This window comes from Pirellulaceae bacterium, from assembly GCA_029243025.1.
Lineage (GTDB): Bacteria > Planctomycetota > Planctomycetia > Pirellulales > Pirellulaceae.
Genome location: JAQWSU010000023.1, coordinates 1 through 14,066 on the forward strand (window position 1 = coordinate 1; position 14,066 = coordinate 14,066).

Here is a 14,066-nt window from a genome sequence, read left to right on the forward strand (position 1 = left end):
GCTAACTACTTTGCTAACTACTTGGCTAACTACTTGGCTAACTACTTGGCTAACTACTTGGCTAACTACTTGGCTAACTACTTGGCTAACTACTTGGCTAACTACTTGGCTAACTACTTGGCGATGCGACGATAGCCTCCGGAAAAATAGATCAACGGCTCACCGTCCTCTTGATGATCGCCCTCCAAAATTTCACCGATAAAGATGTCATGATCGCCACCTGGCAAGACATCGACCACTTTGCAATCCAGCCATCCGAGCGCATCCAACAAAATGGGGGCTCCTGTTTCGCCCACCTTGGTACGCAAATCTTCAAATTCACGCGGTGCGGGTGAAGCAAAGCGATTGGAGAGCTCTTCCTGGGTGGCAGAGAGAATATTGAGTGCGAAACATCCGCCGCGTTGAAACATAGTGTGCGACTGACTCTCGCGGCCAACGGCCAACAACATAAGTGGTGGATCAAGCGAAAGCGAGGTAATCGCATTCGCCGTCATGCCCCAATTTTGCCCCTCGACGACGGTGGTCGCAACCGTCACCCCGGTGGCAAATTTGCCCATGATGTGACGCTGCTTTTTCGCGTCGAACTTCATATTGATACCCGTTAGATCGTTAGTTTCGGTTTAGTGATAAAGCTTGATTTCAAATGATGCCTCACTTTACTCATCAGAAGGCATTCCCAGAAGCCCCATCGATCAGCGAATTTCCCTCTCGAATACGCCTTCTCAACATTTTAGCAGCAGCCATCCAGCAAGCGGGGTAGTCGGAAAGCCGGTTCAATTCATGCATTCAGGGTGCTCTTTGCTTTCCGCAAGCCTCCAAACGGGTTATGATCACCACAGCCAGTGTCCCGCGGGTTTCACAAATGACTTCGACTTCTCCGTTCCGCAAAACAATCCTCCGCAGTGAAATACTGCGAGCTTTGCTGTTTCTCTTTTGCACGACGTGCTGGCACAATCCTTGGCTGAGTTTTCTTACAGCGATACCGGCCGCGGAGCCACAACATCCGAACATCGTAATGATCATGTGCGACGATCTCGGCTGGGGGGATGTCGGCTTCAACGGGAACAAACTAATCGCCACGCCTCAGCTTGATCAGTGGGCCAGTCAGGGGCTGATCTTTGACCGTTTTTATTCGGCCGCACCCGTGTGCAGTCCGACACGAGGTTCATGCCTCACCGGTCGACATCCTTACCGATACGGGATTTTCACCGCGAACCGCGGCCATCTCAAAAAGAAAGAAATCACACTGGCTGAGCTGCTGCGGCAATCCGGGTACGCAACGGGACATTTCGGTAAATGGCATTTAGGAACATTGACGACGACGCTTCGAGAATCGAACCGTGGTGGCCCACGAGGACGTAAGCATTTCGCGCCTCCTTCGGAACATGGTTTCGACATCTGCTTCTCAACAGAAGCCAAAGTCCCCACTTGGGATCCGATGCAGAAACCCCCTAAGGCGAACAACAAGTGGTGGGCCCCCATCCCTGCGGAGCAGGGGATAAAATATGGAACCCATTACTGGGACCAACGCGGTGCACTCGTGACGGAAAATCTAGTGGGAGATGACTCACGCGTGATTATTGACCGAGTCTTACCTTTCTTCGATCAGCATGCAAAAAACTCCCAACCATTCTTTGCGGTGATCTGGCTTCACGCCCCGCACTTGCCGGTTGTCTCAGGCAAGCAGTACACAGAACGCTATGCAAACTATTCAAAATATGAACAACATTACTTTGGCTGCATCACCGCTCTCGACGATCAAATGGGGCGAGTCCGAGATGCCTTGAACCGGCTAAAGATCGCCAATAACACACTCGTATTTTTCTGTGCTGACAATGGGCCCGAAGGACGTAGTGGATCGGCCCCGGGCAGTGCTCGACCGTTCCGAGGACGCAAGCGTGATTTGTTTGAAGGCGGCATTCGAGTTCCTGCATTCGTCGTTTGGCCTCGGCAGATTAAAACGAATCAACGCACTCACATTCCCGCCGTAACAAGCGACTACTTACCGACCATCCTCGATTTGCTTGAGATGTCTCCCATTAACGATCGGCCTCTCGACGGTACTAGCCTCGCGCCATTGCTGTGCGGTGACCCCATCAAGCGTCAAACAGGGATTGGTTTCCAATCCGCAAATCAGGCAGCATGGATCGAAGATCGTTATAAACTGTTAAGACGCGGTAGTAACATCTTCTTATTTGACCTCATCCACGACCCGTCCGAATCAAAAGACATTGCAGCTGACCACAAGAATATGGTGAACCGAATGCAGAAAGAGCTGAGCAAATGGATCGATTCGTGCCGACACAGCAACCAAGGTGGTGATTACGAATCATGAAGTATCTCATACCAAGCCTGCTAAGCCTCTTTCTCATTTTTGTCACGACCCCACAAACTCGAATCAGAGCTGACGATTCGAAACGCCCCAACTTTGTCATTATCATGGCGGACGATTTAGGATTTGGCGACCTTTCCTGCTTCCATGGATGGATCAACACGCCCCACCTAAATCAACTCGCAAAATCAGGACTGCGATTGACGGATTATCATTCAAACGGTGCGGTCTGCAGTCCGACGAGAGCTGCGTTGCTAACAGGTCGCTACCAGCAACGGGTCGGGATCCCACGTGTCATCGTTGCCAACCCCAAAGCAGCAGAGCATCGCAACGGACTCCCCGAAAAAGAAACTACCTTTGCAGAAGCACTTCAGCAGCAAGGATACGCGACGGCTATTTTTGGAAAATGGCATTTGGGCTACTTCCCCCAATTCAACCCTCGCTTGCACGGCTTTCAGGAATTCCGAGGTTATGTGAGTGGGAATGTCGACTTTTTCTCACATGTCGACCAGGCTGGAAATGCCGACTGGTGGCACAACCAGCAACGCGTCAACGAATCAGGTTACGTGACCCACTTGATCACTGCGCACGCAGTACGTTTTCTAGAGGAACATCAAGATCGTCCCTTCTGCTTGTATCTTCCCCATGAAGCACCGCACTACCCCTATCAAGGCCCTCATGACAAGGCAGATCGCAGCCCGGGCGGGTCATTCGCCAATCATGGCTCACGGGTTGATAAAAAGCAGGCCTACCGCGAAATGGTAGAAGAATTAGACAAGGGTGTCGGACAAATTGTCCAAAAACTGCAACAATTGGAAATCGATCAAAAAACAGTAATCTTTTTTTGCTCCGATAACGGAGCGACACGACTGGGATCCAATGCGCCCTTTCGTGGTCACAAGGGATCAGTCTGGGAAGGCGGACATCGAGTCCCCGCGATTGCGTACTGGCCTGGCAAGATCAAGCCTCGTGAATCCAATCAAACGATGCTGAGCATGGATCTGATGCCAACCCTGTTAGCGTTGGCGGACGCAAATGCAGACAAATTTGCATTCGACGGCATCGATGTCTCAGAGCATTGGTTGGCAGCAGCAGACCTTCCTGAACGAACCCTCTTCTGGGACACCACAAAATCCCAAGCCGTTCGTGACGGTGCATGGAAATTGGTCCAACAAAACAACTCGAAGTCGCCACAACTTTTCCAGCTGACGGTCGATCCAAAAGAATCCAAAGATGTAAGCCAGCAACAACCGCAGATTCGCGACCAGCTTTCTACCAAACTTAAAAACTGGAAAAAGGCGGTTCAGTCAGCCCGCTAGCTCCCTCTGTCTCAACTCGGTCAACCGTCGAGACAAAATTCAAAGACAAGATAACAGCACGCTCTCATTTACCCAGCGGGATGATTAAGGCTTGACAGATCGCTTAACGGCTGCCGATCGCCTGGTTGGACTCGTTGATTTAAACGCGGCTCCGACAGGCAGCGACAACTATCTTGGTACCCTCAATCAACTTTTTTATCATCCAAGTATTGATTGTTCGACGATTCCGATGCAACCGAATGGTTCACCCCAGACAGTGACGCCTGAGCTTCGAGTGGATTATGTGCTCCCATTGAGTAACATGGAGATTGGGGAAGTTGGTCTATTTTGCCTGATATGCGTGTCCCGCTCGCGCGACGACTACTCGCTTCGGATCACGAACTCGTACCGGCGGGGATTGAATTATTAATAGTCCCCGAACCCCACGGCACACTGATCTTGCTAACGGACCTCATATTTGCATTTCGAAGGGCGCGAAGTTACGATTTCAAAAAACCAGTGACCTGCAGCGAAATTGACCTGCATAGCTTGCTACGGCAACAATAATTCGCGGAACGGTGGATTCATGCATGGAATGAGCATTAGACGGGATCATTTTTTCTTGGTGATCATTTTGTGGCTCATCTGGCCATCATTAATCTTGGGGGAAGTTCCCGACCCAGGCGCAGCAGAAAATTTCGATCGTCAGGTCGCGCCCATCCTCGCGAAACACTGCTTAGCCTGCCACAACGCGGCAGAGCAAAAGGGCGGTCTCAATCTGTCCGAACTCCAAGCCGCCACCAAAGGTGGCGAAAGCGGCAACCCGTTAAAATCCACCACTGAAGGACCTGCCCTTCTCTGGCAGCGTGTGCTCGATGGAGAAATGCCACCAGAAGGAACCGTTTCACAAGAGGAGCAAGCGACGTTGAAAAGCTGGATTGAGTCGGGGGCAACCTGGGGCACCAATCCCATTGACGTGTTTCAATTCACAACCGAGCAACGGGCCGGTCGCGACTGGTGGTCACTGCAACCGCTTCAACAATCGAATCCGCCGGCCACTGCCGATCATCCAATCGACGGATTCATTCAAGCCAAACTGATTGAACAACACCTACAGGTCTCCCCGCCAGCATCGGCGCGAGAGTTGGCACGTCGAATTGCCTTTGACATCACGGGGTTACCACCTGAGCAGCAAGATGTCGCGAAGCTCGAATCCTCCGATCATCCGTCCAGCTATCGTGAATTAGTCCGTAAGCTTCTGGATTCACCTCACTACGGTGAGCACTGGGCCAGGCATTGGCTCGATGTTGCTCGCTACGGTGAAAGCGATGGTTTCGAATATGATCGGATGCGTCCGAACGCGTGGCGTTATCGAGACTGGGTAATCAACGCCTTCAACCAAGACATGTCTTATCGTAAGTTCGCTCAACTGCAGATCGCGGGCGATATCCTCTCCCCAGATGATCCTGCCGCCATCACGGCTACTGGCTTTCTTGTCTGTGGCGCCCATGATGGCCTCATTCCCCAAGGGGATGTGATGCGTCAGGTGATGCGACAGGATACGCTTGAAGATTTTGTGGGAACGGTTGGGCAAACGTTCCTCGGATTGACCATCAATTGTGCACGTTGCCACGACCACAAATTCGACCCCATCACCCAGCGTGAATACTACGAAATGACCGCCGCCTTGGCTGGCGTCAATCATGGGGAGCGCAAGATTCAACTTGATCAAGATCGCCTGAAACGATTGCAGCAACGGGCCGATCAAATCAGTGAAGCACTCGCAGCATTGGAAACACCCATCCGATCGAAACTGCTCGCGAAGCGACAAGAAAACCAACAAGCCCCCGAACCGGACCTGTCCAGCAATGGCGACCTGCGTCCAATCGCTGCTTGGGATTTCACGTCAGGCCTCGATGATCAGATCGGTGAACTTCATGCCAAAGTGATCGGTGGCGCGCAACAGACCGCAGACGGATTAGAACTGGATGGACAAACAGCACACGCCGTAACTCAGTCTCTGAAAGGTTCACTCAAGGCAAAAACGTTTGAGGCTTGGGTCCGCCTGAGTAATCGCGATCAACGCGGAGGCGGCGTGATCAGTTTACAGACTTTGGATGGCGTCACATTCGATGCGATCGTTTACGGTGAACGAGACCCTCACCAATGGATGGCTGGTAGCAATGGCTTTCAGCGCACCCAATCATTCAAGGGGGAAGAGGAGCGAATTGCCACCAAGGAATTCGTGCATATCGCAATCACGTACGGTGAGGACGGTCGAATATCGGCGTACCGTCAGGGCAGGCCCTATGGCCAATCGTATCAGGCCGCCGGTGTCGCATCCTTTGCACCAAATCAAGCTCAAATCATTTTCGGACTACGACACGGTACAGCCGGATCGGGCCGTATGTTAGCTGGCACGATTCGACAGGCGAAACTTTACGACTACGTGCTTAACGAAGAACAAATCGCTGCTTCTGCCGGGGATAGCTCTTACATCTCGCGGGATGAAATCATTCGTCAACTCAATCCAACTCAGCAAGAAACACATCGAGAATTATCCGAAGAGCTGGCAAAGCTGACGAACGAACAAGCGACGATGAAGGAAGGAAAGGTTTACGCGGCCATCACAAGAAATCCGGCTTCGGTGCACGTGTTGCTCCGCGGCAATCCATTGCAAAAAGGCGATGTGGTAGCTGCCGGAGGCATTGCGGCGATTCAAGGCGTAGACCCCGATTTTGGTATTGATGAGAAGGCGAGCGATGCTCAGCGAAGACAACGACTTGCCGAATGGATAGCGAATCCTGACAATCCGCTCTTCGCGCGTGTGATTGCGAATCGAATCTGGCACTACCATTTTGGACGAGGCTTGGTGGACACCCCAAATGATTTTGGATTCAGCGGTGGCCATCCCTCGCACCCAGAATTGCTGGATTGGTTAGCGGGAAAACTGATTGAGCATGACTGGAGCTTAAAAGAACTGCACTTCCTGATTGTCACCAGCAACACCTACCAACAATCATCACGCTGGAATGAGGCGGCCGCAAAAATTGATTCCGACAATCGATGGCTTTGGCGTTTTTCCCCCAGACGATTATCCGCAGAAGAAATCCGAGACGCTGTACTCACGGTCTCTGGCGGACTGAATCGCCAGCACGGTGGCCCGCCATTCCAAGACGTGCGACCCTACACACACCGGGGTGCTCAGTTCTACGAACCGATTGATCCAGCTGGCAATGAATTTGCTCGTCGTAGCATCTACCGTTTATGGGCTCGAGGCGGGCGTCATCCCCTGCTAGATGCTTTCGATTGCCCCGACCCTTCCGCCACCGCCCCCCAACGGGCTATGACAACGACACCGATACAAGCACTTACGATGTTAAACAGTTCGTTCGTGATGCGTCTTTCAGAAAGTTTTTCCGAACGACTGCAGTCTGAAAGAGAAACGATTCCTGAACAAATCAGCCTCGCCTATCAGAATTCATTTTCACGCCCCCCCAAGGGGATCGAGCTTGAGCGTGCAAGTCAATTTGTTCAAGAACATGGCTTGGCCGCCTTTTGTCGCGTGCTGCTAAACAGTAATGAGTTCATGCACATCGATTGATTGGGAGCTTCCAGTTGAATCCATTTCCTGACCCACACTCGAATGCCCCCACTCCCATCGATCGCCGGCAATGGTTCCGCTGGACGCAAGCTGGCTTGGGGGGAGCAGCTTTATCCAGCCTGTTAATGCGGGATGGAATTGCTCAGGCAACGGGTTCAAGCAACGAATCAGCAACACTTGAGAACGTGCCCCATCAAGCTCCAAAAGCCAAGCGAGCGATCCATATCTGCCTCTGTGGTGGATTCAGCCACATTGATACGTTTGACTACAAACCCGAACTCAGCAAGCGGCACGGAACACCGCTAACCGGCGACGAAAGACCGGATGTTTTTTTTGGCAAGGTCGGGTTACTCCGGAAAAACGACTGGAATTTCAAACAACGCGGCGAAAGTGGACTATGGGTATCGGATCTGTTCCCCCACCTTTCGCAAGTCGCTGATGAACTCACGGTTATTCGCTCAATGGTCGCCAATTCATCGAGCCACACTCCAGCAACATTTCAAGAAAACACAGGATTTCGCTTCAATGGATTTCCAGTTGCCGGCGCTTGGATGTCGTATGGGCTAGGCTCCGAAACAGATGAGCTTCCTGCTTACGTCGTGCTGCCTGACGCACGAGGTTACCCGGCTGGAGGCACAACCAATTGGACCAATGGATTTCTGCCAGCTCAACATCAAGGAGTCGTCTTCAAGACCAACGAAACGGTCATCGACAATTTGCAACCTGCACGTGCGATTAATGCACAAACAGATGCAGCCAGTCGAGTCCTATTACAGCAACTGAATCAACAACATTTTCAGGAGCGGGGTCAAAAAGATGACCTGCTCGACAGTCGAATTCGCAGCTATGCTTTGGCCGCAAAAATGCAGCTTGCTGTTCCTCAAGTCACCGATCTTGCCAACGAAACGAGGGCGACACTCGAAGACTACGGAATGACAGGTGAAGCGACGAAGGACTTTGGACGCAGTTGCTTAATGGCCCGTCGCTTATTGGAAAATGGCGTTCGATTCGTACAACTGTTCTCCGGAGGATCATTCGGATCCCCGCGAATCAATTGGGATGGACATGAAGACATGATTCGCAATCACAATCGCGAAGCACAGCGAATTGACCAACCGGTAGCAGCTTTGATTCGTGATCTAAAACAACGCGGTATGCTCGAGGATACGCTGGTGCTATTCACGAGCGAATTCGGTCGTACCCCCTTCACTCAATCAGCTGCTAACGAAGTTGGCAAAGGACGTGACCACAATCAAACGGGGTTCAGCGTCTGGATGGCGGGTGGCGGACTCAAACCAGGCTTTGCTTACGGAGCAACCGATGAAGTTGGCTGGAAGGCAGTCGAAAACCCCGTATCGTGGTACGACTTTCACGCCACTGTCTTGCATCTACTGGGCATTGATCACAAGCGACTCACTTACTACCACAATGGTATCCAGCGACGCCTGACCGACGTTCATGGGCGTCGGATCAACGACATTCTTGCCTGATCGGCTCCATGAGTTCCATTCACCGCTTGCCTACGCAAGAGATGATCTTCCAATTCTGACTCGACAAGAGGCAAGAGGGCATCCTTTTGCAAGCTTACAAATCCCTCAGGGTTCATCTATAATGCGGTTACTCTCCGCAAGCCCACCCAACCTTAAAAAACGCACGTGTCCGACATGCGCCGACTGCTGCTAATCACATGGCTGAGTTCGATGCTCATCACGAGCTTTTATCGGAATGCGGTCGCTGATGAGGGGACAGACTACTATGAGCAACACATTCGTCCCGTGCTGGTTGAGCATTGTTATGAATGTCATTCGGCGGATGCGGAAGAATTACAAGCTGGCCTTCGACTCGACCAACCTGCTGGTTGGTTGGACGGCGGTGATTCGGGTCCGGCAATCATCCCCGAGTCTCCGGAAGAAAGCTTGCTGCTGAAGGCGCTCAGCTACGAGGACGACTTCTACCAAATGCCGCCTGACCAGAAACTGGCGGACGAAATCGTCGAACGATTCACCGCTTGGATTGAGATGGGCGCCCCCGCACCGCAACCGAATGCGTCCACCGGCCGCGGAACGAACGATGCGCCCGAATCTCCCCAGCAATTTACCGCGGAATCTCACTGGGCCTTTCAACGTCCACATTATCAGTCCCTCGACGTTGCGAAAATCAAAACTAGCTCAACCAACATTCATTCAATCCTCGACGCGATCATCCAATCACAACTCGCCGAAGTCGATTTGGCGCCATCTCCTCAAGCCGACGCCGCTACACTGGTCCGCCGCCTTTCCATCGATCTCACAGGTCTACCGGCCAGCTTCGAAGAGATCTCTAGCTATCAGCAAAACGGGCGTCCCGATCGCTATCAACAATTGGTCGAGCGTCTCATTCATTCGCCCCGTTTTGGAGAACGTTGGGCCAGACATTGGCTCGACGTCGCGAGATTCGCCGACACAAAAGGATACGTGTTTACCGAAGATCGGAACTACCCAGATGCGTACAAGTTCCGGGACTGGGTCATCGAATCCTTCAATCGAGATCGACCGATTGACGATTTCCTTCGTTTGCAGCTGGCAGCTGACCAGCTGTCCGCCGACAAACCCGAAAACCTCTCCGCAATGGGATTCTTGACCCTCGGCCGACGTTTCCTCAACGACAAACACGACATCATTGATGATCGGATCGATGTGGTGACGCGTGGCATGATGGGTCTGACAGTGACCTGCGCACGCTGTCACGATCACAAGTACGATCCGATTCCCACCGCAGATTACTACTCTCTCTATGGCGTTTTTTCCAATTCCGAAGAACCGGGAGGGGAACCTTCGCCGTTGCGATTGGTCGACCGTGAGTCATTAAGCGACGCATACATTTTTGTACGAGGCAATTCTTCGAACCGCGGCAAACGGGTCGAGAGACAGTTTCTCAAAATCTTGTCAAAACCAGAGCGTCCTCCCTTTCAAAAAGGCAGCGGCCGTTTGGAATTAGCCCATGCAATTGCCGATCACCAAAATCCGCTAACCGCGCGCGTCTTTATCAACCGTGTTTGGGGACACTTAACCGGAAGCCACTTGGTCGATTCACCAAGTGATTTCGGAACGCGAAGTCGAAAGCCCGACCAACTCGCCCTGCTCGACTATCTGACGATAGAATTCGTCAAGCGAGATTGGTCCATCAAATGGCTGGTACGGGAAATTGTACTGTCAGCAACTTACCGCCAATCGGCAACCGATCGCCCGACAGCAGCCGAGCTTGACCCAGAAAATCGACTTTATTGGAAGATGAATCGTCGCCGGCTTGACTTCGAATCGATGCGTGACGGCATTCTGTTGAAGTGTGGACAACTTGATCAGGCAGCCATCGGTGGCCCTTCCGAAAACCTGACGGGCAAAGAGCGCTCTCACCGTCGCAGCCTTTACGCTTTCATTGATCGCCAAAACTTACCGAGTCTGTTCCGCGTTTTCGACGTCGCCTTACCCGATACCCATGTGCCACGCCGCTACCAAACAACAGTTCCGCAACAAGCATTGTTTTTGATGAACAGCCCATTTATTCGGGCGAATGCAGACAGCGCGATTTCTTCCTGGAGATTGGCCGAGGAGACCAACGACTCCGAGATCGTTCGCGGACTCTATCGGCAAATTCTTGGTCGGGAACCCAATTCGACCGAGTTGGACCTCGCTTGTCACTTCCTTGCTGAAAAGTCGGACGAAAAACAACTGCGGCAGCAAGCCATGGCGCGTTTCGCACAGGTCCTACTGCTTTCAAACGAGTTTCTTTTCTTGGACTAACCGCCATGCACAACCCACTATCACGCCGAGAAATGATTGCCCGCAGCGGAATGGGCTTCGGAACGCTGGCGTTAGGTAATTTGTTGGCAGAAGATGCATCAGCCAACCGCAAATCTCCCTTGGAACAACAGTCACCGCATTTTGCCCCGAAAGCAAAACGCGTGATTCACTTGTTCATGAACGGAGGTCCCTCGCACGTCGACACGTTCGATCCAAAGCCGGCATTAGACAAATATGCGGGTAAGAAACTGCCAATGAAAAACTTGCGGACCGAACGAAAAACGGGTGCCGCATTTCCTTCGCCCTATCGATTTCATCGATTCGGCGAATCGGGAACGGAAGTTAGTGAGATTTTCCCAAACGTTGCCCAATGCGTGGATGACATGGCAGTCATCCGATCCATGCACGCCGATGTCCCAAACCACGAGCCATCCTTGCTACTGATGAATTGCGGTGCCGCGAGATTAATTCGCCCCAGTGTCGGCTCCTGGCTCACTTACGGCCTTGGCACTGAAAACCAGAATCTACCGGCCTTCATCGCCATGTGCCCTGGTGGATATCCGATTCAAGAATCTCAGAATTGGCAATCCGGTTTCTTGCCAGGAATTTATCAAGGCACTTATATCAATACAAAGCATCGCGAAATCGACAAACTCATCGAGCACATTCGTCATCCAGAGACTTCGACCGCGGTGCAACGGCGGCAGCTTGACCTACTTCGAAAACTAAACCAACAACACCTCTCTGAGCGAGAAAACGATTCTGCTTTAGAATCTCGAATCGAATCGTTTGAATTGGCGTTCCGAATGCAGCGAGAGGCAGCCGAGGCGTTTGACATTTCTCGTGAGCCTCGCTCGATCCGAAAGATGTATGGTTCGGGGACGCAAGCTCGTCAAATACTTATTGCCAGACGTTTAGTCGAGCGAGGCGTTCGCTACGTACAAGTCTGGCACGGCGCGGGCCAACCTTGGGATAACCATGATGACATCGAGGTCAATCATCGACGTCTTGCTCGTGAATGCGACCAGGCAATCGGCGCCTTGTTGGTCGACCTTAAGCAACAAGGCATGTTGGAAGACACCTTGGTTATTTGGGGCGGAGAGTTTGGGCGAACCCCAACCGTCGAATTACCGAAAAAAGGATCCAACCAGGGAAAAGTCAACGGTCGCGACCACAATCATCACGGCTTCACCATGTGGTTGGCGGGTGGCGGAATTAAAGGTGGAACCGTCTACGGAGCGACGGATGATTTCGGCTTTCAAGCTGTCGACAAACGGGTCCACGTCCATGACTTGCACGCTACCATGCTGCACCTGATGGGATTTGATCACGAGCAACTCACCTACCGCTACGCGGGTCGCGATTTCCGGCTCACCGATGTGCACGGAAGTGTCATTCACGACCTTCTGGCATAGGCCGGATGATCAGGTAACGCGAATCGAGTCCCCGACTCGCAACGTGCCTGCAGCGACGATTTCAGCTCTGAGCCCTCCTCGGTGTCGCAAGGCTGAAAGCAGATCTTGTCCGGAGTGCTTATTCAAATAGCTGCAAGGCTCGCACAACTTGATGCCTTTCAACGTGACGTCGCCGACACGAAACTGTTTACCGACCAGATGATTAAGTGGCACACCGATGGTCAATAGATTTCGACGAGTGGTCGCATGGGTCATCTGGACTTCATAGTCGGCATTGGCAGCTTGGATCGATTCCTGTTCAATCAAGGTAACCTGTTGGGATGGCCGAATCGTGCCTTTCTGAAAAGCTCCTTTCAAATTCGCATACCGATCCCCAACGAGCCCACGCCCCAGCGTCGCTTCAATTTGGTCTAGCTCACGCATCGCCTCAGCAGCGTTATCGCTGATCTGAATCGCCAACAATTCCCCGACAAACTCACTCATGCTTGCTCCTTGCATCACTGACCGCCTCAGCGAATTCTCGTCCCAACTCCAAGTACCCGTTCGAGTCATAATGCCACGGATCTGAATATCCGTATTTATCCGTCGAGATCACCAATCGAGCAGCCGAATCCTGTTCGACAAAATCTCGCTGTGCCTTACGGACTGTTTCACCATATGGCCAAACTTTCTTATTGTCTGCGCCCGAGTCGGAGATTTGTCCAACAACGACAGGAAGATCATCGACGCGTAAACTTGCTCGAATCAGGTCCATTAAGCGTTTCAAGTTTTGCTGATATCGGTCCGCAACTTCTTGTGAATAAAGAGCGTCACTTTCCCCTTGCATCCAAACGATGCCAGCAGGATTCAACGAATCAACTTCTCCATCGCCATCAATATCGCGATCGGACATGGCCTGACGAACGGCAGCCAGAAAATGGTCGTATTGGTTCACTCCCTTCCCGGCCCCGGTGCCTCCTGAGAAATCAGGCTCCCAACAGCCAAACTGACCTGCCGATGACTCGTCAATCGATGTTCCGCCACGTGAATACTTGATGATCGCAATATTCTTGTCGGGATCTAGCTGCCTTAATCTCTGAGCAAAAGTCAATTCTGCACCAAAACGATCGGAATAGCGATTTTGCTTGCCATCAGACTGAAACCCGTAACCGTGACCAGCGCGTAGCGGCGCCCACTGCCCCCGCCCATCGATCGGATGACCATCGGGTGAGCTATTTCCATGGAAGATAAACACGCCCTCCAGTTCCGACGCAAGCGATGCGGGTACATCTTGATTGCGACCAAACCCATCCATATTCGATTGTCCGCCCAAGTAATAGACGTCGTACTCTTCAGCAAAGGCGGGAAAACTCCAGATGAAAACCAACAAGGCAAGAGGCATCAATCGGAAATTCACAACAGGCTCCGTACGTGAAGGAATTACAATGGGTAAGCAATTGTTATTTTAAAACACGAGGCAAGCCGAGGAAAGTGATCGGTCCTTCATCGTGGTTGGCACGCGGGCCCAATACTGGAAACGTTCAGTCCAACGCCGAGCTGGCAATCAGTCAAATAAAAATCGCGGGTAGACTGGCTGACGAAACGCGATTCGACTCCCAAAGTTCATTCGTATTGGCGGCCTGATCGATCGCCCGAATC

The 14,066-nt window shown here is 52.1% G+C and carries 10 protein-coding genes; 7 read left to right on the forward strand and 3 right to left on the reverse strand.

Going from position 1 to position 14,066, the window contains the following annotated elements:
* Positions 1 to 113: 113 nt before the first annotated feature.
* Positions 114 to 590 (reverse strand): flavin reductase family protein, encoded by a 477-nt coding sequence (locus P8N76_10895; protein ID MDG2382170.1) that lies wholly within the window; start codon positions 588 to 590, stop codon positions 114 to 116.
* 272 nt (positions 591 to 862) lie between these two features.
* On the opposite strand from P8N76_10895, the gene P8N76_10900 reads away from it, so the two are divergent.
* From P8N76_10900 to P8N76_10930, 7 genes are all read left to right on the forward strand, one after another.
* Positions 863 to 2,335 (forward strand): sulfatase-like hydrolase/transferase, encoded by a 1,473-nt coding sequence (locus tag P8N76_10900; protein ID MDG2382171.1) that lies wholly within the window; start codon positions 863 to 865, stop codon positions 2,333 to 2,335.
* Complete coding sequence (locus tag P8N76_10905) at positions 2,332 to 3,651, forward strand: sulfatase-like hydrolase/transferase (GenBank protein ID MDG2382172.1); 1,320 nt, start codon at positions 2,332 to 2,334, stop codon at positions 3,649 to 3,651. Before P8N76_10900 ends, P8N76_10905 begins: the two co-directional genes overlap by 4 nt.
* Before the next feature lie 91 nt (positions 3,652 to 3,742).
* Positions 3,743 to 4,060: a hypothetical protein gene (locus P8N76_10910; protein MDG2382173.1), complete on the forward strand. Its 318-nt coding sequence runs from the start codon at positions 3,743 to 3,745 to the stop codon at positions 4,058 to 4,060.
* Positions 4,061 to 4,225: 165 nt separating this feature from the next.
* The gene (locus tag P8N76_10915) at positions 4,226 to 7,234 is read left to right on the forward strand and encodes a DUF1553 domain-containing protein (protein ID MDG2382174.1); all 3,009 of its coding nucleotides are present in this window, start codon (positions 4,226 to 4,228) and stop codon (positions 7,232 to 7,234) included.
* A gap of 14 nt (positions 7,235 to 7,248) precedes the next feature.
* The gene (locus tag P8N76_10920) at positions 7,249 to 8,724 is read left to right on the forward strand and encodes a DUF1501 domain-containing protein (protein MDG2382175.1); all 1,476 of its coding nucleotides are present in this window, start codon (positions 7,249 to 7,251) and stop codon (positions 8,722 to 8,724) included.
* A gap of 174 nt (positions 8,725 to 8,898) precedes the next feature.
* Positions 8,899 to 11,013 carry a PSD1 and planctomycete cytochrome C domain-containing protein gene (locus P8N76_10925; protein ID MDG2382176.1) on the forward strand — a complete coding sequence of 705 codons (2,115 nt, stop codon included), beginning with the start codon at positions 8,899 to 8,901 and terminating at the stop codon, positions 11,011 to 11,013.
* Between the two features lie 5 nt (positions 11,014 to 11,018).
* On the forward strand, positions 11,019 to 12,428 hold the full coding sequence (locus tag P8N76_10930; protein MDG2382177.1) for a DUF1501 domain-containing protein: 1,410 nt from the start codon (positions 11,019 to 11,021) through the stop codon (positions 12,426 to 12,428).
* A 9-nt stretch (positions 12,429 to 12,437) separates the two neighbouring features.
* Here the strand turns inward: P8N76_10930 and P8N76_10935 are convergent, their stop codons facing one another.
* Positions 12,438 to 12,911 carry an MOSC domain-containing protein gene (locus P8N76_10935; protein MDG2382178.1) on the reverse strand — a complete coding sequence of 158 codons (474 nt, stop codon included), beginning with the start codon at positions 12,909 to 12,911 and terminating at the stop codon, positions 12,438 to 12,440.
* Positions 12,904 to 13,824, reverse strand: a complete 921-nt coding sequence (locus P8N76_10940) for a sialate O-acetylesterase (GenBank protein MDG2382179.1) — start codon at positions 13,822 to 13,824, stop codon at positions 12,904 to 12,906. Before P8N76_10940 ends, P8N76_10935 begins: the two co-directional genes overlap by 8 nt.
* Positions 13,825 to 14,066: the final 242 nt, after the last annotated feature.

Excerpts from the sequence above, each read along its gene's own strand:
- P8N76_10935 (MDG2382178.1), bottom strand. The coding sequence starts at position 12,911 with ATGAGTGAGTTTGTCGGGGAATTGTTGGCGATTCAGATCAGCGATAAC.
- P8N76_10915 (MDG2382174.1), top strand. The coding sequence starts at position 4,226 with ATGAGCATTAGACGGGATCATTTTTTCTTGGTGATCATTTTGTGGCTC.
- P8N76_10905 (MDG2382172.1), top strand. The coding sequence starts at position 2,332 with ATGAAGTATCTCATACCAAGCCTGCTAAGCCTCTTTCTCATTTTTGTC.
- P8N76_10930 (MDG2382177.1), top strand. The coding sequence starts at position 11,019 with ATGCACAACCCACTATCACGCCGAGAAATGATTGCCCGCAGCGGAATG.
- P8N76_10895 (MDG2382170.1), bottom strand. The coding sequence starts at position 590 with ATGAAGTTCGACGCGAAAAAGCAGCGTCACATCATGGGCAAATTTGCC.
- P8N76_10925 (MDG2382176.1), top strand. The coding sequence starts at position 8,899 with ATGCGCCGACTGCTGCTAATCACATGGCTGAGTTCGATGCTCATCACG.
- P8N76_10900 (MDG2382171.1), top strand. The coding sequence starts at position 863 with ATGACTTCGACTTCTCCGTTCCGCAAAACAATCCTCCGCAGTGAAATA.